Source organism: Streptomyces sp. 17_S59 (genome assembly GCF_056930295.1).
On record NZ_JBXOWD010000001.1, the window covers coordinates 4,732,494 to 4,753,068 of the forward strand.

The following is a 20,575-nucleotide window of genomic DNA, read 5'->3' on the forward strand; positions in this document are numbered from 1 at the left end:
CCGGTGGGCGAAGCTCCCCGGAGCAGTCCGGGTGTGGCAGCGCGCCGTCGGTGAGGACGGCGGTCGGCACCCGGTCCAACCGGCGTGGTCGCACGCAGAAACCGGCAGGCGGGAATCGTGAGGATCTTCGGCAAGGTACGGCACCGGCCTTCCGCCTCGTGGCGGCAGGCCACCGACCGTGCCTTCACGCTCATCGGCGACGGCCGGTACGAGGACGCGGGCGCCCTGCTGACGCGCGCGGCCGACATGGAGCCCTGGCTGTCCGAGTCCTGGTTCAACCTCGCGCTGCTGCACAAGTTCCGGCACGACTGGGAGCAGGCCCGCGCCGCCGGCCTGCGCGCCGTGGCCCTGCTGGACCGCGAGGCGGGCGCCCCTGACTGGTGGAACGTGGGCATCGCCGCCACCGCCCTCCAGGACTGGCCGCTGGCCCGCCGCGCCTGGCAGGCCTACGGGCTCCGGGTGCCCGGCGACGGCGGCCCGGCGGGCGAGCCGGCCGGCATGGAGCTGGGCAGCGCGGCCGTGCGGCTCTCCCCGGAGGGCGAGGCCGAGGTCGTCTGGGGCCGCAGACTGGACCCGGCGCGGATCGAGGTGCTCTCCATCCCGCTGCCGTCCTCCGGCCGCCGCTGGGGCGAGGTCGTGCTGCACGACGGCGTCCCGCACGGCGAGCGCGTCACCGCCGCGGGGCCCTCCTACCCCGTCTTCGACGAGATCGAGCTGTGGGCGCCCTCGCCCGTGCCCACCTGGGTGGTCCTCCTGGAGGCCGCCACAGAGGCCGACCGGGACGCCCTGGAGCGGCTCGCCGCGGACGCGGGCTTCGCCGCCGAGGACTGGTCCTCGTCCGTGCGCCTGCTGTGCCGCACCTGCTCGGAGAGCCGGATGCCCAGCGACGAGGGCGACGGCGAGCACCTGGACCCGCACGACCACAGCGAGCCCGGCCACCCCGGCCCGCTGGGCCACCGCACCGCGGGCTCCGGCTCCCTGTGGGTGCCCGAGCGCGAGTGCGGCATCGCGGCGCCCGTCGGCCTGGTGCGCGGCCTGCTGGACGGCTGGGTCGCGGACAGCCCGGACACCCGGGAATGGCGGGATCTCGAAGAGGTCTGCTGAGGGGGCGCCGCGCTCCCCGTACCCTGTATGAACCTGTAGATAGCGTTTTCGGGTTGTGAGAGAGGCATACGGCGGACATGGCGCAGCAAGACACTGAGCAGTCGGCGAACGACGTGGTGAGCGAGTTCATCGTGGACACCGAGGACTGCGAGGAGCGCGAGCAGGCCCACCGGGAGCGCGGCACCTCCCGTCCCATCACCGTCGTCGGCAACCCGGTCCTGCACAAGGAGTGCAAGGACGTCACCGAGTTCGGCGACGAGCTGGCGCAGCTGATCGACGACATGTTCGCCAGCCAGCGCACCGCCGAGGGCGTCGGCCTGGCCGCCAACCAGATCGGCGTCGACCTCAAGGTCTTCGTCTACGACTGCATGGACGACGAGGGCGTGCGCCACGTGGGCGCCGTCTGCAACCCGGTCCTGGACGAGCTCCCGGCCGACCGCCGCGTCCTCGACGACTCCAACGAGGGCTGCCTGTCGGTGCCGACCGCGTACGCGTCCCTGGCGCGCCCGGACTACGCCGTGGTGCGCGGCCAGGACATGCACGGCAACGCGATCGCCGTCGAGGGCACGGGCTACTTCGCCCGCTGCCTCCAGCACGAGACGGACCACCTGTACGGCTACCTGTACATCGACCGCCTGTCGAAGCGGGACCGCAAGGACGCGCTGAAGCAGATGGCGGAGGGCACCCCGCGCTACCCGGTCGTCGCCAACGACTGATCAACGCATGACATGAGGAAGGGCCCGTACGGATCGCTCCGTACGGGCCCTTCCTCATGTGCCTACCGTGTGACTAGAAGTCCTCGTCGAAGCCGACGGTGCCCTCGACCGCCACCTGGTACGCGGACGCGCGGCGCTCGAAGAAGTTGGTCAGCTCCTGGACGTTCTGCAGCTCCATGAAGGAGAACGGGTTCTCCGAGCCGAACACCGGGGCGATGCCCAGGCGCTGCAGGCGCTGGTCGGCGACGCACTGCAGGTACTCGCGCATGGAGTCGGTGTTCATGCCCGGCAGGCCGTCACCGCACAGGTCGCGGGCGAACTGCAGCTCGGCCTCGACGGCCTCCTTCAGCATGTCCGTGACCTGCTGCTGCAGCTCGTCGTCGAAGAGGTCCGGCTCCTCCTCGCGGACGGTGTCCACGACGGAGAACGCGAAGTCCATGTGCATGGACTCGTCCCGGAACACCCAGTTGGTGCCGGTCGCCAGGCCGTGCAGCAGGCCGCGGCTGCGGAACCAGTACACGTAGGCGAAGGCGCCGTAGAAGAACAGGCCCTCGATGCACGCGGCGAAGCAGATCAGGTTGAGCAGGAAGCGACGGCGGTCGGCCTTCGTCTGCAGGCTCTCCAGCTTCTCGACCTCGTTGATCCACTTGAAGCAGAACTGCGCCTTGTCGCGGATGGAGGGGATGTTCTCGACGGCCGCGAAGGCCGCCGCGCGCTCCTCCGGGTCGGGCAGGTAGGTGTCGAGCAGCGTCAGATAGAACTGGACGTGCACGGCCTCCTCGAACAGCTGCCGCGACAGGTAGAGGCGCGCCTCGGGCGAGTTGATGTGCTTGTACAGGGTCAGCACGAGGTTGTTCGCCACGATCGAGTCACCGGTGGCGAAGAAGGCCACCAGGCGGCCGATCATGTGCTGCTCACCCGGGGAGAGCTTCGCCAGGTCGGCGACGTCCGAGTGGAGGTCGACCTCCTCGACGGTCCAGGTGTTCTTGATCGCGTCGCGGTAGCGGTCGTAGAAGTCCGGGTACCGCATGGGGCGCAGGGTCAGCTCGAAGCCGGGGTCGAGCAGGTTCTTCTGGCGTTCGGCGGACATTACTGGCAGGCCTCGCAGGACTCGGGGTTCTCAAGGGAGCAGGCGATGGCGTCCGCGTCGGGCGCGGCCTGCTGCACCGGAATGGTGGCGGGGGCGGCGGCACCGCCGGACGCGGCGCGGGCGATCCGGGTGGCCGGGCGGGAGCGCAGGTAGTACGTCGTCTTGATGCCCTGCTTCCAGGCGTACGCGTACATCGAGCTGAGCTTGCCGATGGTCGGCGAGGCCATGAACAGGTTGAGCGACTGGCTCTGGTCCAGGTACGGCGTACGGGCCGCGGCCATGTCGATCAGGGCGCGCTGCGGGATCTCCCAGGCGGTGCGGTACAGGTCGCGCACGTCCTGCGGGATCCACTTCATGTCCTGGATCGAGCCGTTGGCCTCGGTCATGGCCTCGCGGGTGGCGCGGTCCCACACGCCGAGCTTCTTGAGGTCGTCCACCAGGTAGGTGTTGACCTGCAGGAACTCACCCGAGAGCGTCTCGCGCTTGAACAGGTTGGAGACCTGCGGCTCGATGCACTCGTACACGCCCGCGATGGAGGCGATGGTCGCCGTCGGGGCGATGGCGAGCAGCAGCGAGTTGCGCATGCCGACCTCGGCGATGCGGGCGCGCAGCGCCTCCCAGCGGTCCTCCCAGGCGGCGACGGCGTTGGGGTAGTGGTCCGGGTGCAGCACGCCGCGGGCGGTGCGGGTCGCGGACCAGGCCGGGTGCGGGCCGTGCCGCTCGGCGAGGTCGGCGGAGGCCTCGTACGCCGCGAGCATGATCCGCTCGGAGATCTTGGTGGACAGCTCCTTCGCCTCGGCCGAGTCGAAGGGCAGGCGCAGGCGGAAGAAGACGTCCTGCAGACCCATCAGGCCCAGGCCCACCGGGCGCCAGCGGCTGTTGGAGCTGCCGGCCTGCTCGGTCGGGTAGAAGTTGATGTCCACGACGCGGTCGAGGAAGGTGACGGCCGTACGGACCGTACGGTCGAGCTTCTCCCAGTCCAGCTCGCCGTCGGCACCGAGGTGCTGCGCGAGGTTGACCGAGCCCAGGTTGCAGACCGCGGTCTCGCCGTCGTCGGTGACCTCGAGGATCTCGGTGCAGAGGTTCGAGGAGTGGACGACCGCGCCCTTCTCGGCCGTCTGGTTGGCGGTGCGGTTGGCGGCGTCCTTGAAGGTCATCCAGCCGTTGCCGGTCTGCGCGAGGGTGCGCATCATCCGGGCGTACAGCACCCGCGCCGGGATGGTCTTGACGGCCTTGCCCTCGGCCTCGTACGTGCGGTACGCGGCGTCGAACTCGTCGCCGTAGAGGTCGACCAGGTCCGGGGTGTCGGCCGGGGAGAAGAGCGACCAGTCCGCGTCCGTCTCGACACGGCGCATGAACTCGTCCGGGATCCAGTGCGCGATGTTGAGGTTGTGGGTGCGGCGGGCCTCCTCACCGGTGTTGTCGCGGAGCTCCAGGAACTCCTCGATGTCGGCGTGCCAGGTCTCCAGGTAGACACAGGCGGCGCCCTTGCGGCGGCCGCCCTGGTTCACGGCGGCGACGGAGGCGTCGAGGGTGCGCAGGAACGGCACGATGCCGTTGGAGTGACCGTTGGTGCCCCGGATCAGCGAGCCGCGCGAGCGGATGCGCGAGTACGACAGCCCGATGCCGCCCGCGTGCTTCGACAGACGCGCCACCTGGTGGTAGCGGTCGTAGATCGAGTCCAGCTCGTCCAGCGGGGAGTCCAGCAGGTAGCAGGACGACATCTGCGGGTGACGGGTGCCGGAGTTGAAGAGCGTGGGGGAGGAGGGCAGGTACGAGAGGGTGCTCGTCAGCCGGTACAGCTCCGCGACGTCCTCCAGGGCCCGCTCCGAGTGGTCCTCGGCGAGGCCGCAGGCGACGCGCAGCAGGAAGTGCTGCGGGGTCTCGATCACGTCGCGGTGGATCGGGTGGCGCAGCAGGTAGCGGCTGTGCAGGGTGCGCAGGCCGAAGTAGCCGAAGCGGTCGTCGGCGCCGTCGATCAGGGCCTGGTCGACCAGGGCGTCGAGGCGCTCGGCGTGGGTGGCCACGAACGCGGCGGTCTCGTCCGCGATGAGGCCCTCGCGGTGGCCGACGGCGACCGAGGCGGAGAAGGACGTCGCACCCTGGCCGGCCGCCTCCTCGGCGATGGCGCGGGTGAGCAGACGGGCGGCGAGCTTGGAGTACTCGGGCTCCTCGGCGATCAGGCCGGCGGCCGCCTCGGTGGCGAGGGAGCGCAGCTCCGCCTCGTCCGCAGCCGCGCTGCGGCCGCGCAGGGCGGCGGCGGCGACCTTGCCCGGGTCGGTGGCGGGCAGATCGGCGGTGAGGTCGGTCAGGGCGCGCAGCAGCGCGGTCCCGGGGCCGTCGGTCGCTTCCGTGTTCGCTGAGACGGGACCTGAGAATGGATCCGCGGGCGCGATGGTCACGGTGGGGCTCTCCCTCGCTCGGTCGGGTGGGCCGCTCGGGAGTGCTCGACGGTCGCATACGGGCATGCCTGTCTCCTGGGTGTGCCAGGGCATGCCTCGTAGGCGTCCGCCGGCCCAACCCGCGAGGCCCGGACGAATTCAACGCCCATGGCCGAGCCGGGGCAGGCTCGGGTGGTGGGCGCGCTGTCCGCAGGTCGTCGGACTTCAGGTGCACTGGGTATATGCGCACACATACACCGTTGCGGGACAGTTCCGGATTTCCACCGGATTCCCCTGCGACGACAGCGGAGACGAGCATACATCTAGTGCTGGGCTCCGGAGGCACCCCCACATGTTGTGTCGGGCCGTCATGAAGCGGTTGCGGAATGTGCTATCGGGGTGCTGCGGTGGGGTGTTGGGGGCGGCGCGCCGCGGGGCCTGGGAGGGGGCGTGAGGGGCCCTGGGAGGGGGGCTCGGGCGACGGGTCCGGGAGGGGTGTCCCGGGGCCGCGAGGAGGTCGCTGCGGCGTTCTCCCGACGCCTCCGTGATCGGCCCGGGGAGCGCCGAACGCCGGACGGACTGGATCATTCCAGCCTGTCCGGCGTTCCGGGACGAACGGTATTTGTCTGACGACATTTCTCTGGACGAAGCCCCCGGCTCGGGGAGCGGGTGCGGGCTGCGCCCCTCAGTGCGCCGCGGGCGCCCCCGCCGTGGCCGGGGGAAGCTCCGGCTCGACGCCCGGGTCGCCCGCGTCGGCCGTGTAGTCCGACGGCTTCGTCTGGTCCACGCCGTCCGGCGCGCCCACCGCCTTGAGGACAAAAGTCATGATCACGACTACGAGGACATTGAACACAAAAGCCGTAAGTCCGATGTAGCCCTTCTCCCCGATCAGCGGGATCACGTTCGTGTTGCCGAAGTGGTCCTGCGTCGCGCTCGGCGTCTCGTACGCCCGCCATGTGCCGTACGCCATGCCCGCCACCCAGCCGGCCAGCAGCGCCCAGCGGTGGAACCAGCGGGTGAAGAGGCCGCCGACCAGGGCAGGGACGGTCTGGAGGATCCAGATGCCGCCGAGCAGCTGGAAGTTGATGGCGACCGTTTTGTCCATGGTGAGGACGAAGGCCAGCGCGCCCACCTTCACCAGCAGCGACGCCAGCTTGGAGACCTTCGCCTCGTGCTCCGGCGAGGCGTCCGGCCTGATGAAGTCCTTGTAGATGTTGCGCGTGAAGAGATTCGCCGCTGCAATCGACATGATCGCCGCCGGGACCAGCGCCCCGATGCCGATCGCGGCGAAGGCCACGCCCGTGAACCAGTCGGGGAACATGTCCTCGAACAGCTGGGGGATCGCCAGCTGGCCGTTCTTGACCTTCACCCCGGCCGCGATGGCCATGAACCCCAGCATCGCCAGGAGCCCCAGCATCAGGGAGTACAGCGGCAGGATGGTGGTGTTGCGCCGGATGACGTTGCGGCCCTTGCTGGAGAGGACGGCCGTCACCGAGTGCGGATAGAGGAAGAGCGCCATCGCCGAGCCGAGCGCGAGCGACGCGTACGCCCACTGCGCCTGCGGGCCGGTGGCCAGGGAGCCGCGGGGCTTGCCGGTGGCGGGGTTCTTGGCGGAGAGGGCCTCGCCCGCCTTCGCGAAGATGTGGTCGAAGCCGCCGAGCCTGATCGGGATGTAGATGATCGCCACGATGATGACGATGTAGATCAGGGCGTCCTTCACGAATGCGATCAGTGCGGGGGCGCGCAGGCCGGACGAGTAGGTGTAGGCCGCGAGCACGCCGAAGGCGATGAGCAGGGGCAGGTCCTTCACGAACCAGTTCGCGTCCGCCCCGCCGCCGACGCCCATCACATCGAGCACCGCCTGGATGCCGACCAATTGCAGCGCTATGTACGGCATGGTCGCGAGGATGCCGGTCAGCGCGAGCGCGAGCGACAGCCCCCGGGAGCCGAAGCGGCCCCGGACGAAGTCGGACGAGGTGACGTACCCGTGCCGGTGGGACACCGACCACAGGCGGGGCAGGAAGGTGAAGACCAGCGGGTAGCACAGGATCGTGTACGGCACGGCGAAGAAGCCGGCCGCACCGCCCGCGTAGATGGCCGCCGGCACGGCCACGAAGGTGTACGCGGTGTAGAGGTCGCCGCCGAGCAGGAACCAGGTCACCCAAGTGCCGAAGGAACGGCCGCCCAGCCCCCACTCGTCGAGGCTGTCAATGTTTTCTGCGGTCCCGGCCCGCCGCCACTTCGCAGCCATGAAGCCCATGACCGTGACGGCGAGGAAGAAGAAGATGAAGACGGCGAGAGCCACGCCGTTGACGCCGTCCTTCACCGCTGCTCACCACCCCTGCGCAGACGCTCGTGCCGTCGCACGATCAGGTAGGCCACGACCGTGAGCAGCGTCGATATGACGACCCACAGCATCTGGTACCAGTAGAAGAAGGGGATGCCGATCAAGGACGGCGTGAGCCGGGCGTAGGAGCCGACCCACAGCATCGCCACGAACGGTATGGCCAGGCATACGCCCGCGACGACCAGGGGCACGGTCACCACCGGTTTGCGGCTGGACTCGGGTGTTTGCTCGGGTGGTTCCGACATGCGGTGGCTCCGTCCCTGCGCGATCACTTGCGTAATGCGCAGGAAATCTAGGGGAGGGAGCCTCCGGACGTCACCCCCCATCCGCATATCGGAATGGCAACGCTGGTGCGGCGACGGCGGGAAGGAACACCACGAAGCACCCGGGCATCCTGGCTCACAGCGCGGAGGGAGCGGCGCTCTGCTTCCGGACCTTCTGCCGTGAGGGATTCGCGGAACTCGGTCCCCATGAACACCCCGACGTGACAATGGACTTCATCGCCCTGGCCCGCAGCATGCCCGCCTTGGACGAGAGAGACCACGACGCCATCCGCTCCACCCTTGCCGAGAGCGTGCGCCGGCTCGCCCGGGCCGGTGCTGACTTCTTCGTCTGCCCGGACAACACCGCCCATCAGGCACTTGAACGGCCCGGCCCGGAACTCGCCTTTCCCGGCCTGCACATCGCCGAGGTCATCGCCGACCGCGCGGCGCGCGAAGGGTACGGGCGAGTGGGCGTGCTGGGTACGCGCTATCTGATGGACGGACCGGTGTACCGGAGGGCGTTCGCCGGGCGGGGGATCGCCGCGGAGGTTGCGGACGCGGACGACCGGCGGATCGTCAACGAGGTCATCTTCGCCGAGCTGCTGAACGGCGTGTTCACCGAGACCTCCCGTCGGGAGTACGTACGCATCATCGAACAGCTGGCCGCGCGCGGCTGTGACGCGGTCGCCCTCGCCTGTACGGAGATCCCGCTCCTGGTGGCCCCGGAGGTGTCGCCGCTGCCCACGCTGGACTCGACGCGGCTGCTGGCATGCGCCGCATTCGAGGTCGCCGTCGGGCAGCGGGCCCTGCCGACGTGGCGGGGCGGGCCGGTGTGAGTCGGGGTGCTCAGTGCGCTTGCTCCACGGGGCAGTCCGTGAACACCTGCTGCAGCATGAAGCGCTCACCGTCTGCCAAGTAGCCCGGCACGACCACGAAGCTGACGTCCGAGGCTGGGTCGCAGCTCGACCAGACGCGCTGAGTCGATTCGTCAACGGGGAAGCCCGGGTCACAGTCGTAGTCCCAGACGAATTCAATACCGCGCGTCTTGGCCGAGCCCAGAATTTTCTTGGCCTGAAGGGCGGCCTGCCCGGCGGCGCGCCAGCAGTCGTCATCCTTCCGCGCCTTCAGTGTTCTGCGCACACGCCGCAAGTCTATTTCCGCTGGGCCCAGATACGATACGCACAGGGTACCTACCAACTCGGCAATCTGACGCCGCGAATCCTTGCCCCCTCTCTTGCGAGAACCCAAATAGGCAAGCTTCACCAGCTTTTGGCTCACAAATACGTCGATTTCCTCGGCGAGGGAACGGTGCATTTCGTCCTGGGCGCCCGTCAGGTCATCTCTGGAGTGTGTCAGGTGAGCCAGTAGGGCGTGGAGCTTTTCATCCAGTTCCGCGACCCGTGAGCTGACCTCGCCGAGTTGCTTCAGAGTATGGTCCAGCTTCCGGTCCATCTGTTCCAGGGTTGCTTGGTGATTCTCGCCGTTCATTTCGTTGGTCTCCCTCTGTTGGCTGTGTGAGCGGTCGTTACTCAGCCGGTGTAAAACTGACATGCGCCATCGTGACCTCTTTGGTTTCCTTAACCAATGCGGAGACCTTGATCTCGACCTCACCAAACCTCATGGAGAGGCTTACTGACCTCTGTTCGAGTGGCAGATGCATCACTCTAGAGAGGTCGACCTTCACCTCACCGATCTCTTGGCAATCCGCGTCCGTCACATATATGGGGTTCTTTGAGGCCGTTCTATAGAGGGTAAATCCCAGAGTCCTTTGATCCGAGTGGAGAGGGGTGAACGAGTCTGCGACTTCCTCGTCAACAGGGACGCTCTGCCCGGCTGCCACAAATGTGCTGAACCGGTTTTTACACCTCACCCTGCCGTCTTCCAGAGTGATTCTGTACTCTTCGGGGTCGATGCCTTCTCTGAAAGCCGAAGCCGCATTGCACCCGTAGGTGTATTTGGTGCGCCGAGATTTGGTCTGCGGGTCGTAGGTGTAGTGCACGGCGCCCAACAGCACAGCCAGATGCGGGTCGGGTGGTATCAGGATGTCGGCCCGGTCCGCCAGGTGTTCCCGGAGCCTTTCCTGCAGGTAAGGGGAGTTCCCGAACCCGCCGACCAGGATGACCAGTTCCCGGCCAGGCGCGTTCCGCCGCTGTGCCCGCATCTCGGCCAGTTGCTTGTCCACGAGCGCGAGGATGCTGGGGACGACGGATTCGAAAACATCCCGTGCCTCGTCGGAGGTCACGACGATGGCGTCCGTAATACCGCCCTGCTGATCTCCCAGCGCCGCTCGCTCCTCCTCGCTCAGCAGGACATAGATCGCGGCTGGCAACTGGAGAAAGGTGTCATCCGTATCCGAGGCGGTGACGTTCATCTTGGCTTTCTCCCAGGAATTCAGGAGTTCCAAGAGGGCGGAAGGGGCCTCCGACTGGATTCTCTCGATGACGTCGAAAGATCCCAGGCGTTTGGTGAGGATCCTTTCCAAGAAAGCTTGGTTGACGTACTCCGATCCGTACTTACCGCCGCACTCTCGACCGATTTCTTCGAGCCGGTTTCTGTCGTCGGTCCGATAGGCGGTGATGTCGATCGTCCCGCCGCCGCAGTCGGCGACCAGGAAACGCGACCCCTTGGTCATCAGGCTTGCTCGCCGCCCACTGGCACGGACCGTCCTGACCCCGGAAACCCGCGCGTGATAGGCGGCAGCCTCGGGCTCGATCACAAGCTGCAGACGCTTCTCGTCCTCGGGGAGCCCGGCAGCCACGGCTGCCTCCCTCATCAGCTGCTTCTGGTAGTCGTCCCAGATGGCCGGAACGGTGAGGCACCAGCGGACCTCGTCGCTCGAGTATCCGCTCTTCTCGATCTCTTCCATCGCGGCTGAGTAGATTTTTTCGAGGTACGCCGTGACCAGCTCCCTCGATCTTTCCGGTGAGAATTTTCCGCCGCTGATCTCTTCCGTACCGAGGCCCTTTCCTGAGGCGAGCGACATCTTGAAGCTGCTCACATATTCGTGCCCTGCGGTCTCACCGCGTGCCGCACGGTTGGCCCACTTGCGGCGGGCCTCATAGCCCCACGAAACGACTTTGCCCTTGTCATCCAAGAGCATGGCCGTGAGGTTCTTGGGATATGGCGTCGGCAGGTCCTGCCAACGCGTCCTGAAATGAGGAAGACGCTTCTTCGGGTCCTTGTGCCGGTCCTCGACGGTTGTCCAGGCATACCCCGTGCCATGGGTACCGAAGTCGATCGCTGCTATGATTCGCTGCCTCTTCAACGATTCCTCCAGCCGAGATTGCGCAGAATGTTATTCCGTGCAGCGGATTCCAATACGATCCGGGCGCGGGCCGATTCGGCCGGGCGACCGAGCGAGTCAAGCGTCGAGCAAAGTTGCCGTAGAGCGCTGGTGGAAGCCGGAAAGGAGGCACTTCTCGAGGCGGCTTCTGCAGCGGTCAGGGCAAGTAGCGCAGAATTTTCAGCGTGGCCCCGAAAGCCGGCCTCCAGGTACATGGCAGCCTGTCCTACACGTCCGGAAACCATGTCGATCCGATTACGTTCGAGAGCGACCTCGAAGGACGCGGCGAGGCCAGCTGCGATCACTCTGCGTTCTGCTCCCATATTGGCTGGGAGCATCGCGTGGAGTCTTGGCATGCGGCCGTGCTTGACCAAATGGAACCATTCTGCGATCAGCCCGGCAGTGATCGCGGTCGATCCTCCTAGTTCGTCCTCGAAGGCGAGCCGGTGTGTGGAATGACCTTGATCAGAAGGGTCGGACGTGGGCAGGGAGATCGGTGGGAAATTAACCTGCACCGACCGTAGCTCCGGCGAGTCCACGATATTCCAGGCGCAAAGAGACGGCCAGACCCGCCGGTTGGACTGCACTCCTCCGTATACCAGCACCACAGGCAAGCCCTGAAGCGTTCTCTGCAAGACAAGAATATCCATGTCGGTCTTGCGCAATGGGCGTTTTAGTGCGCCGTCGAGGCAGACCAGATCCGTGGACCATTCCGACTGGAGCCAGGCTTGCCTGATGGCAACCCGGAAGGAGTGCGGCCCCTCATCGTTTTCCTGTCCGCTCAAATCATCTCGGTAGAAAGGAGCGATCAGGAGGGCCGGAATTGTACCGCCCCTGGTGGCTTCATGGACGATTCCGTAGAATTCTTCTGGGGTGTAACTGAAGGGTGATTCCTCCAGTTGTCGATCCATGTGTTCCTGGACGGCCTTGACTTGAATCCCGATGTGGGCCTGCCGCCAGTCCCTCTCGATTTCGTACCTGTTTCCGACGGCGGCCTCGTGGACTCGATCTCGCGCATTTATCGCGTCTCGTTCCAGGGTTCGACGGTGGGAATTATCGGCTTCTTCGGCTCGCAAGTCGTGCAGCAAGGTCTGCTGCGTGCGATAACTGCCGTCCTGCTTCATCTTGTACAGCGTGAGCAGGTTTCCGCTAAGGCTCGAAAGGCTGGTGAACAATCCTGCAGATATCAACTGGAGGGCCCCCGCATGCTCGGACTGCAGTCATCCTAGACCCGATGCCGCCTACAAGTAGACGGAACCAATCGTTCACCCCAAGTGCCGGATATCTGCCGGTGTATCCGAAGTCTTTCCGGGCTGAGACGGTGTTTGAGATCTGCCGTGTCCCGTTGCTGAAGAGTTCGTTGAGCTCACCGTGAGCAGTGCTGGGGGTGGGTATATCCGTCGGACCTGAGGGATGACCAGTGGGCGCTGGTGGAGCCGTTGCTCCCGTCGGCGCGGGTGGGTCCGAAGGGCGGGCGGCGGGAGAAGCATCCCCGGCGGCGGATCGTGGACGCGATCTTCTATGTGGTGCGGACGGGGTGTGCTTGGCGGCAGCTGCCGAAGGACTTCGCTCCGTGGCCGACGGTGTATTGGTACTTCACGTGGTGGCACGACGACGGCACCGTTGAGCGCGTCCATGACGCCCTGCGCGGCAAGGTCCGTGAGGCTGACGGCCGCCACGGGGAGCCGGGCGCGGGCCTGATCGACTCGCAGTCCGTCCGCACTGCAGACACAGTCCCGGCTGCCACCAGGGGCTTCGACGCGGGCAAGAAGGTGAAGGGCCGCAAGAGGTTCATCGTCACCGACACCCTGGGCCTGCTCCTGGCCGTCCACGTCGTCGCGGCGAGCATTCAGGACCGCGACGGCGCGAAGCGGCCGTTGCTGCGAACCAGGCTCGGCCACCCCAGCGTCAAGAAGGTCTGGGGCGACCAGGGTTTCGCCGGCCGCCTGGTCGAGTGGGCCGCTCAGATCCTCGGCCGCGGCCTGGAGATCGTCCGCAAGGACCCTGACCAGCGCGGCTTCCAAGTCCAGCCCAAGCAGTGGGCGGTAGAGCGCACCTTCTCGTGGCTCACCGCCCACCGGCGCCTTGCCCGGGACTACGAGACCAGCCCGGCTCACTCCGAGACGATGATTCGATGGGCCATGATCGGTTTGATGGTCCGCCGACTCATCCGGGGCCACGCTGCGACGCGCCCCGGCCCACGACCGCTCGTTCGGCAATCCTCGTAGGCAGCCGGCCCGCCCCTCACCGACGGCAGTCACTGTCGGCGACCTACAGAGCCAGGAACCCCTGGACCTCGCGTTTCAGGGCAGGCGGCACGTCGGCCAACTCCGAGGCGATCAAGCGGACCTCCCACCTGAGTTCGGGGGACTCGCTCCAGACCTCCGTATCCCTGGTGAGCACGGCCGCCAGCAGATCTCCCTCGTACATGTCGCCTTCCGCCAGTGGGTCAACCCGAAGGACCTCCACGGCCAGCGGCAGGAGATAGGCAAGGCCCACGTCCTGCTTGATCAGCAACCGCATGTCCTCGACCGTCAGACCGCCGATCGGCTTGCGCCGAAGCTCGCGCACGGTCGCCATCAGCCGGGTTTCGCCGCCTGACCGGGCCGACCAGCAGTCGCGCTCAAGTTCCTCAAGGGAGCGGTCACGGTTCACGAGTCGAGTCACTGACCAATCGTCCCATGTCAGATCTCAAACGCGTTCTGAGGCGAGAGTCCTTGCCTGCGGGGCGGGCCCAATCGCTACATGTGGCTGAGCAAGGTCTCGATGCTCCAGCCCGCTTGCCGGAGGATGGACTTCAGGGTGCCGGGTGCCAGGTCGGCATGCAGGGGGACGATCACGGTGCGGTCGTCGGCCCGGTACTTTGCGTGGCTGCCCCGGCTGGAGACGTACTCGAAGCCCCCGCGCATGAGGGCCTTACCGATCTCCGCGCCGGAGAGCCCGCGGGGAAGTGCCGGGCTCATGCGACGCGGACTTCGATCGGTGCCGTGATGACCTGGGCCTCATAGGCCTCAGGCGCGGGCGCATCCTCGAAGTACAGCTCCAGGGCTTCGCGCAAGTTGCTGAGGGACTCCTCGAACGTGGCGCCCTGACTGGTCACCTCCACCTGCAGACAGCGGGCGACGTACCACTCGTCTTCTCGGGTGACGGCGGCGGTCAGGTGCAGGGCATGCTCCATCATGCAGTCAGTCTTGCATGTGCATCGCCGGGCGGCGTCTGGGGAAGTGCTCGGCCAACTCAATTCGGGCGGTTTCAGCAAAGGAAGGTTGACAGGCGGCAGTGGGTTCGGGGGCGGGATCCCCGGGCGAGCAGCCGCAGGTCCCCGTCACACCCCCAACTGTGGCCCCGTCTCCCCCTGGCTGACCGCCTTGACCATCAGGGCGCCGATCATGATCAGGCGCTGGGTCAGCTCGTCCAACTGTTCGCGCTGTTCCGTCGGCAGGTGCCACTCCTCCCACCACTTGGTCTCCTCCGTGGTGGACGTGCCCGGCCGCTCCTCGGCCCAGGCCCGGACCAGCTGGGCCGAGAGCCGGCCTATCGGGCGGGCCTGGGCGGCGTACGCCTCCAGGACCGCGAGCATGTGACTGCCCGGCAGGTAGCCGCGCCAGGCGTGCACAAGGCCGTCGGCGAGGGCGCACACGTCCTCCAGCCACAGCACGTGCTGGGTCACCCAGCCCTCGGCCTTGGGGCACGGGGGCATGCCCGGCAGGAGGCGCTGCTCCAGGGCCTCGCGCCGGGTGAAGAACTCCCGGCCCAGGGCCAGCTCGTCACCGGTGGGCATCCAGGAACGGTCGAACAGGGCGGTCGCGGCGGCGGCTACGGGATCGACGGGGTGGCTCATTCCGCCACCGTACGCGGTGGTGTCCGGAACCTTCCGCATCGGGGGGCGGCCGGGGCGAGGGTGGGTGAGCGTCCGAAAGCACGGCGGAATGACGGCGTGCCCGCAACTGCGCGGCGGCCGTCGAGCAGTCGTACAAGGCCATATTCATTCGGTCCTCGTCGAATCCGGCATTCCCGCCCCGGACGGCCGCGGCCCGATCCGCCGGCGTGCGGAATGAGCCTCCTCGACCGGCGGGCCTGCCGAGTGCGCAGGTCGTCCGCGGAACTCCTGGGAAAGACGGTGCCGATGCGGACCCGAGGGCCGCGGCGGAGGCGGGAAATCCGGCCTTGTCCAGGGTTCACGGGCCTGAAACATTCGCCTAAGCTGCTCTGCGCGATGGCCGAACGGGGGAGCCACGAGGGCACGGGCGGCGCACCGAACGAGTTGTCGCCGTGCCGACATTCTTCTCTTCCTCACCCTCTTCCCGGTGAAGCGCCGGTCGCTGCTGTCTCCGGGCGGACGTACCCCCGGGGATCGGAGTGAACGTTCCTCCGGCGGCGTCGGGCGCTGTGGCCGAGCACGTCCGCACCACGGAGAGGTCCCGGAGCTCAGCCGTTCCGCGCCTGGACGTCAGGGGGTAAGGCGTGACCGTAAAGCTCTTTCTGATCGACGAGGACCCCATGTACCGCATGGGTGTCCGTGCCGCCGTGGCACAGGCCGACAACATGACGGTGGTGGGAGAGGAATCGGCCCTGGCAGACGACGTACTGGACCGGCTAAGGACCCCCGGCGGCGCCGACGTCGTCCTGGTCGGCGCACCACTGCCCGGCGCCTGCGTCCACATGGTCCGGACCATAACGAGCCAGCTGGGACCCGGCGTGCCGGCAGCCGCCCCGGCGGCGGCCGACGCCGCGGCCGGAGCGTGGGCCCGGGCGCCGCGGGTCCTGGTGGTGTCCTCGTCCGGCACCGAGGACTCGGCCGTCGCTGCGGTACGGGCCGGGGCCCAGGGCTACATCACCCGGTGCGCGACGCGCGAGGAGCTGTTCCGGGCCATTCACGTCGTGGCCGACGGCGGTGCCGTGTTCGGCCCGTCCGTGGCCGCCCGGCTGGGGTCGTACTTCTCCGCCCTCGCCGCGCCCGGCCCCGTGCCCGGCCGGGCGGCCTTCCCCTCGCTCACCGGGCGCGAGTTGCAGATTCTCGAATACATCGCCCAGGGCTGGGACAACAGACGGATCGCGCGCTGCCTCGTCCTCTCCGAGAAGACGGTGAAGAACCACGTCACCCGGCTGTTCCGGAAGCTGGAGGTGAAGGACCGCACGTCCGCGGCCATGCGGGCGCGGGACGCGGAGGCGGGGCTGCCGTCCCCGCCGCCGCGCGGCGGCGGGGAGCTCGGTGGGGTCACGCCCGGTCGCCCGGCCGGACCAGTCCGGTCTCATAGCCGATGATCACGAGCTGCACGCGGTCCCGGACGCCGAGCTTGTCGAAGAGGTGGCCGATGTGCGTCTTCACCGTGGCCGGGCTGACGTGCAGTCGCCGGGCGATCTCGCCGTTCGCCAGGCCCCGTGTGACCAGGGAGAGCACCTCGTGCTCACGGGCCGTCAGCCCGCCCAGCCCGGCGGGCACCCCCGGCACGGGCTCCGGGCGCCGGCAGAATTCGGCCACCAGCCGCCGCGTGACGGTCGGGGCCAGCAGGCTCTCACCCGAGGCCACCACCCGTATGGCATGGAGGAGTTCGACCGGTGACGTGTCCTTGAGGAGGAAGCCGCCCGCGCCCGCGCGCAGCGCCGAGAACACATGGGCGTCGTGATCGAACATCGTCAGGACCAGGACCCTGACGTCCCGGGTCTCCGGGCAGTCGCTGATCAGGCGGGTGGCCTCGATGCCGTCCATCTCGGGCATGCGCACGTCCATGAGGACGACGTCCGGCTTGCTGCGCACGGCCAGTTCCACGGCCGCTGTGCCCGTACCGGCCTCGCCCACGACGGTGAGGCCGGGCTCCGCCTCCACCAGGACGCGGAAGCTCCCCCGGAGAAGGGCCTGGTCGTCCGCGATCAGCACGCGGACAGGCGCGGGCTCCGCCTGCGGTACGCCCCCCTCCGGCACCGGTCCGGTCATCGCCGCCTCCCCTCAGCCCGCCGCCTGCCGCGTGCAGGGTAGCCGCACGCACACCGCGAAGCCCCCCTCCGGCCGGGGGCCCGCGCGGAACTCGCCGCCGTGCAGGGCCACCCGCTCGCGCATGCCCAGCAGACCGTGCCCGTGCCCGTGATCGTGTCCGTGCCCGCCGCCGGTGCGGCGGGACAGCCGGCCCCGTGGGCCGTCGTCGGTCACGGCGATCCGCAACTCGCCGCCCTGTGAGGAGAGTTCCACCAGGCAGCGCGTGGGGCCCGCGTGCTTCATGACATTGGTCAGGGCCTCCTGGACGATCCGGTAGGCCGACAGGTCCACCGGCTCCGGCAGCTCCGCCGGCACGTCCGCCCGCACCTCGACGTCCACGCCCGCCGTGGCCGCGTGCCCGACGAGCCCGGACAAATCCGCCAGTCCGAGCGACGGCCGCAGGTCGGCCGCCTCCGCGTTCGTACCGCCGCCGGACCGCAGGACGCCCAGCATGTGCCGCATCTCGGTGAGCGCGGTCCGGCTGGCGGTCTCGATGACGCCCAAGGCCTCGCCCGCCTCCTCCGGGCGCCTTGCGAGGACGTGGTGCGCCACCCCGGCCTTCACGGCGATCACCCCGATGTGGTGGGCCACGACGTCGTGCAGCTCCCGGGCGATGCGCAGCCGCTCCTCCGCGACCGCCCGGTCGGCCAGCTGCCGCGCCGACCGGGCGGCATACGCACGCCGTTCCCGGACCGCGCGCCCGATCGTCCACGCCGCCCCGGCCAGCGCCACCCCGACGGCCTGGACCGGCAGGCTCCGCGGTTCCCACGCGGACGCCCCGGCCAGCACGACGGCGAGCAGGAAGACGATGCTGACCAGGCCGATCGTCGAGGTGGGCACCCAGCGGACGCGCGGCGCGGTCACCGCCACCCAGTACAGCGCGAACGCGATCGACAGGAACGGCTCCGACACCGCGCCGGACAACGCCCCCACTGCCGAGGCCCCGGTGACCACTGCGCACACCGGCAGCGGCCGGATCCTGCGGACGGACACCGGCAGGCCCATGAGCGCCGCCAGCACGGCCCGTACCGCCCAGGGGAGCGCGGGGCCGGAATCCCGTGGGTGCGACACCGCGAGGAAGAGGGCCGTGAGCGCGAGCGCGGCCAGGCAGTCCAGGGCCACCAGTTCGCGGTGGCGCAGCCGGCGGACGGCGGATCCGGAGCGGCCGCCGGGGGCTTCACCGGGGTGTCCACCGAGGTCTCCGCCGGGATCTCCACCGGGGTCTTCGTCAACCACGCGGTGACCCTACTGCGCGGCCCCGGCCCGCACCTCCGCCCCGGGGATGACCTACCGCAGGGGGAGGCCGCGCCGTTCCGCGCCCGTCCTCGGCCCGTGGTGGGAGGTGTTCGATCGGCTGCCGGGGCGATGGCAGCGGGCCGCCGTTGCGGGATCGTCGAACGGTGATCGAAATCCAGGAGCTGACCAAACGCTACGGAAGCACGGTCGCCGTCGACGACCTGACCTTCTCCGTGAAATCCGGCACCGTCACCGGCTTCCTCGGCCCCAACGGCGCAGGCAAGTCGACGACCATGCGGATCACGCTCGGCCTCGACCACCCCCTCCGGGGCCGGGTCCTGCTCGACGGGCGGTACTACGGGCAACTGCGCGAACCCCTCCGCCGCGTCGGCGCGCTGCTGGAGGCCAAGGCCGTGCAGCGCAGCCGCGCCGCCTACCACCATCTGCTGTGGTTGGCGCAGACCAACCGCATCGGCAAGCGGCGGGTGCGCGAGGTGCTGGAGCTGGTGGGGCTGGAGGCGGCGGCTGTCAGGCGGGCGGGCGGCTTCTCCCTGGGGATGTCCCAACGGCTCGGCCTCGCCGCGGCGTTGCTCGGCGACCCGGGCATCCTGATCCTGGACGAGCCCGCCAACGGCCTCGACCCGGAGGGGGTGCGCTGGATCAGGAACCTGCTCAGGAAGCTGGCGGCGGAGGGGCGTACGGTCTTCGTCTCCAGCCACTTGATGAGCGAAATGGCCATCACCGCCGACCACTTGATCGTCATCGGCCGGGGCCGGCTGCTCGCCGACACGAGCATGGCCGACTTCATCGCCGACAACTGCCGCCCCTCCGTGCGGATCCGCACTCCCCAGCCCGGTCTGCTGCGGACGGCGCTCGAGCGGGCCGGGCTGCGGACGGTGCGCGAGTGGGACGGGGCCCTGACGGTCGAGGGGGTCGACACCTCCGCCGTCGGCCGGATCGCCGCCGACGGCGGCATCACGCTCGACGAACTGAGCACCGAGCGGGCCTCGCTGGAGGACGCCTTCCTCCGGCTCACATCGGATGCGGCGGAATACCGGGCGGTGCGGAGCGGGGCGGTGGACCGATGAGCGGCAATGCTCCCACGGCCGTCTTCCGGGCCGAACTGACAAAGATCCGCACGCTGTGGTCCACGGTCGCCGCACTGGCGGTGGCACTGGTGGTGGCCGTCGTCATCGCCCTGATCAACAACGTCTCCGTGCGGCACGCCATCGACAGGGGCAGCGACAAGGTCGTCTCCGACTTCGACCCGGTCAACGCCGGCTTCGTCGGCGTGCAGTTCGCGCAGCTTGCGGTGCTGGCCTTCGGGGTGCTGCTGATCAGCGGCGAGTACGGGAGCGGAATGATCCGGGTGTCGCTGGCGGCGGTGCCGTCACGGGGCCTCTTCTACGCGAGCAAGGTCGCGGCGGCGGCCGCCGTGGCGTTTCCGCTGTCGCTGGTCATGTCCTTCGCCTGCTTCCTCGTCTCGCAGCAGGCGCTGGGGCCGCACGGGGTGTCGCTGGAGGAGGGTGATGCGCTGCGGGTCGTGCTCGGGGCACCGCTGTACCTCACGCTGATGTGCCTGTTCTCGCTGGGGGTGGCGACGATGCTGCGGGGGACCGCGCTCTCGCTGAGCCTCCTGTTCTCCGTGGTGTTCGTGCTGTCGCCGGTGGCGAACGCGGTGCCGGGACTGCGGGAAGCGGCACGGTATCTGCCGGACCGGGCGGGCTCCCAGGTCATGACGGTGGGGGAGGCGGCGGATCCGGTACTGGGGCCGTGGGCGGGGCTGCTGGTGCTGGCGGTGTGGGCGGCGGGGGCACTGGGGGGCGGGTACGTGCTGCTGCGGGGGCGGGACGCGTAGGGGGCGCCTGCGGCGGGCGTTCCCCCACCCCGCCCCTTCCCGGCTGTATCGATTTGCGGCTCCGCCGCGTGGGGGGCTTCGCCCCCCCCAGACCCCCCGTTCCGGGGGCAATTTCAGCCCCTCCGGCGTTTGAGGAGCGGGGGTCTGGGGGCGGAGCCCCCAGTTTCGGGAAGGGGCGGGATTGGGGAGAAAACATCTCCCACCCGGGACCCCGAATAGGGACCGGGACAGGCCCGTGGTCCCTTCCATATGAGGACCAAATCCACGCTAAATTCCCGGTGTTCGATCGCATAGGCGACTCGCATCGCCACGCGAATCCGAGT

General features: G+C 68.6%; 20 protein-coding genes and 1 riboswitch. Of the genes, 7 read left to right on the plus strand and 13 right to left on the minus strand.

The window, feature by feature from the left end; genetic code table 11:
- Positions 1-117: 117 nt before the first annotated feature.
- Together AC1Z4A_RS21555 and def are read left to right on the plus strand one after the other, a co-directional pair.
- On the plus strand, positions 118-1,104 hold the full coding sequence (locus AC1Z4A_RS21555; RefSeq protein WP_483681219.1) for a tetratricopeptide repeat protein: 987 nt from the start codon (positions 118-120) through the stop codon (positions 1,102-1,104).
- 77 nt (positions 1,105-1,181) lie between these two features.
- The gene (gene def / locus AC1Z4A_RS21560; protein WP_483681220.1) at positions 1,182-1,820 is read left to right on the plus strand and encodes a peptide deformylase; all 639 of its coding nucleotides are present in this window, start codon (positions 1,182-1,184) and stop codon (positions 1,818-1,820) included.
- Positions 1,821-1,893: 73 nt separating this feature from the next.
- Here the strand turns inward: def and AC1Z4A_RS21565 are convergent, their stop codons facing one another.
- The 4 genes from AC1Z4A_RS21565 to AC1Z4A_RS21580 form a co-directional block, all read right to left on the minus strand.
- The gene (locus AC1Z4A_RS21565) at positions 1,894-2,910 is read right to left on the minus strand and encodes a ribonucleotide-diphosphate reductase subunit beta (RefSeq protein ID WP_483681221.1); all 1,017 of its coding nucleotides are present in this window, start codon (positions 2,908-2,910) and stop codon (positions 1,894-1,896) included.
- Positions 2,910-5,312 carry a ribonucleoside-diphosphate reductase subunit alpha gene (locus AC1Z4A_RS21570; RefSeq protein WP_483681222.1) on the minus strand — a complete coding sequence of 801 codons (2,403 nt, stop codon included), beginning with the start codon at positions 5,310-5,312 and terminating at the stop codon, positions 2,910-2,912. The genes AC1Z4A_RS21565 and AC1Z4A_RS21570 overlap by 1 nt, the downstream gene beginning before the upstream one ends.
- Positions 5,313-5,483: 171 nt before the next feature.
- Positions 5,484-5,623, minus strand: a riboswitch (cobalamin riboswitch).
- 353 nt (positions 5,624-5,976) lie between these two features.
- Positions 5,977-7,617, minus strand: a complete 1,641-nt coding sequence (mctP, locus tag AC1Z4A_RS21575; RefSeq protein WP_483681223.1) for a monocarboxylate uptake permease MctP — start codon at positions 7,615-7,617, stop codon at positions 5,977-5,979.
- Positions 7,614-7,883: a DUF3311 domain-containing protein gene (locus AC1Z4A_RS21580; protein WP_483681224.1), complete on the minus strand. Its 270-nt coding sequence runs from the start codon at positions 7,881-7,883 to the stop codon at positions 7,614-7,616. The genes mctP and AC1Z4A_RS21580 overlap by 4 nt, the downstream gene beginning before the upstream one ends.
- Positions 7,884-8,128: 245 nt before the next feature.
- On the opposite strand from AC1Z4A_RS21580, the gene AC1Z4A_RS21585 reads away from it, so the two are divergent.
- Complete coding sequence (locus AC1Z4A_RS21585) at positions 8,129-8,737, plus strand: aspartate/glutamate racemase family protein (protein ID WP_483683674.1); 609 nt, start codon at positions 8,129-8,131, stop codon at positions 8,735-8,737.
- A gap of 10 nt (positions 8,738-8,747) precedes the next feature.
- Here the strand turns inward: AC1Z4A_RS21585 and AC1Z4A_RS21590 are convergent, their stop codons facing one another.
- Genes AC1Z4A_RS21590 through AC1Z4A_RS21600 form a run of 3 tightly spaced genes read right to left on the minus strand, consistent with a single transcriptional unit; the run spans position 8,748 to position 12,308 of the window.
- A complete protein-coding gene (locus AC1Z4A_RS21590) occupies positions 8,748-9,389 on the minus strand; it encodes a hypothetical protein (RefSeq protein WP_483681225.1) in 642 nt (213 codons plus the stop codon).
- 37 nt (positions 9,390-9,426) lie between these two features.
- Complete coding sequence (locus tag AC1Z4A_RS21595) at positions 9,427-11,166, minus strand: Hsp70 family protein (protein ID WP_483681226.1); 1,740 nt, start codon at positions 11,164-11,166, stop codon at positions 9,427-9,429.
- Complete coding sequence (locus AC1Z4A_RS21600; RefSeq protein WP_483681227.1) at positions 11,163-12,308, minus strand: hypothetical protein; 1,146 nt, start codon at positions 12,306-12,308, stop codon at positions 11,163-11,165. The genes AC1Z4A_RS21595 and AC1Z4A_RS21600 overlap by 4 nt, the downstream gene beginning before the upstream one ends.
- A 282-nt stretch (positions 12,309-12,590) precedes the next feature.
- On the opposite strand from AC1Z4A_RS21600, the gene AC1Z4A_RS21605 reads away from it, so the two are divergent.
- Complete coding sequence (locus AC1Z4A_RS21605) at positions 12,591-13,412, plus strand: IS5 family transposase (RefSeq protein ID WP_483683675.1); 822 nt, start codon at positions 12,591-12,593, stop codon at positions 13,410-13,412.
- Between the two features lie 43 nt (positions 13,413-13,455).
- On the opposite strand, the gene AC1Z4A_RS21610 is transcribed toward AC1Z4A_RS21605, so the two are convergent.
- The 4 genes from AC1Z4A_RS21610 to AC1Z4A_RS21625 all read right to left on the minus strand — a co-directional run bounded on the left by AC1Z4A_RS21610 (position 13,456) and on the right by AC1Z4A_RS21625 (position 15,025).
- Complete coding sequence (locus tag AC1Z4A_RS21610; protein WP_483681228.1) at positions 13,456-13,851, minus strand: contact-dependent growth inhibition system immunity protein; 396 nt, start codon at positions 13,849-13,851, stop codon at positions 13,456-13,458.
- A 74-nt stretch (positions 13,852-13,925) separates the two neighbouring features.
- Entirely contained in the window at positions 13,926-14,147 is a 222-nt protein-coding gene (locus AC1Z4A_RS21615; RefSeq protein ID WP_483681229.1) for a type II toxin-antitoxin system HicA family toxin, read from the minus strand.
- Entirely contained in the window at positions 14,144-14,365 is a 222-nt protein-coding gene (locus tag AC1Z4A_RS21620) for a type II toxin-antitoxin system HicB family antitoxin (protein ID WP_483681230.1), read from the minus strand. Before AC1Z4A_RS21620 ends, AC1Z4A_RS21615 begins: the two co-directional genes overlap by 4 nt.
- 144 nt (positions 14,366-14,509) lie before the next feature.
- A complete protein-coding gene (locus tag AC1Z4A_RS21625) occupies positions 14,510-15,025 on the minus strand; it encodes a hypothetical protein (protein WP_483681232.1) in 516 nt (171 codons plus the stop codon).
- Between the two features lie 623 nt (positions 15,026-15,648).
- Between AC1Z4A_RS21625 and AC1Z4A_RS21630 the strand changes: the two genes are divergently transcribed.
- Positions 15,649-16,449 (plus strand): LuxR C-terminal-related transcriptional regulator, encoded by an 801-nt coding sequence (locus tag AC1Z4A_RS21630; protein ID WP_483681235.1) that lies wholly within the window; start codon positions 15,649-15,651, stop codon positions 16,447-16,449.
- Here AC1Z4A_RS21630 and AC1Z4A_RS21635 read toward each other — a convergent pair.
- The gene (locus AC1Z4A_RS21635) at positions 16,403-17,119 is read right to left on the minus strand and encodes a response regulator (RefSeq protein WP_483681236.1); all 717 of its coding nucleotides are present in this window, start codon (positions 17,117-17,119) and stop codon (positions 16,403-16,405) included. The genes AC1Z4A_RS21630 and AC1Z4A_RS21635 overlap by 47 nt on opposite strands.
- Before the next feature lie 12 nt (positions 17,120-17,131).
- Positions 17,132-18,394 carry a sensor histidine kinase gene (locus AC1Z4A_RS21640; RefSeq protein ID WP_483681238.1) on the minus strand — a complete coding sequence of 421 codons (1,263 nt, stop codon included), beginning with the start codon at positions 18,392-18,394 and terminating at the stop codon, positions 17,132-17,134.
- 164 nt (positions 18,395-18,558) lie between these two features.
- Between AC1Z4A_RS21640 and AC1Z4A_RS21645 the strand changes: the two genes are divergently transcribed.
- Positions 18,559-19,482, plus strand: a complete 924-nt coding sequence (locus tag AC1Z4A_RS21645; protein WP_483681240.1) for an ATP-binding cassette domain-containing protein — start codon at positions 18,559-18,561, stop codon at positions 19,480-19,482.
- A complete protein-coding gene (locus AC1Z4A_RS21650) occupies positions 19,479-20,252 on the plus strand; it encodes an ABC-2 transporter permease (RefSeq protein ID WP_483681242.1) in 774 nt (257 codons plus the stop codon). Before AC1Z4A_RS21645 ends, AC1Z4A_RS21650 begins: the two co-directional genes overlap by 4 nt.
- Positions 20,253-20,575 lie beyond the last annotated feature (323 nt).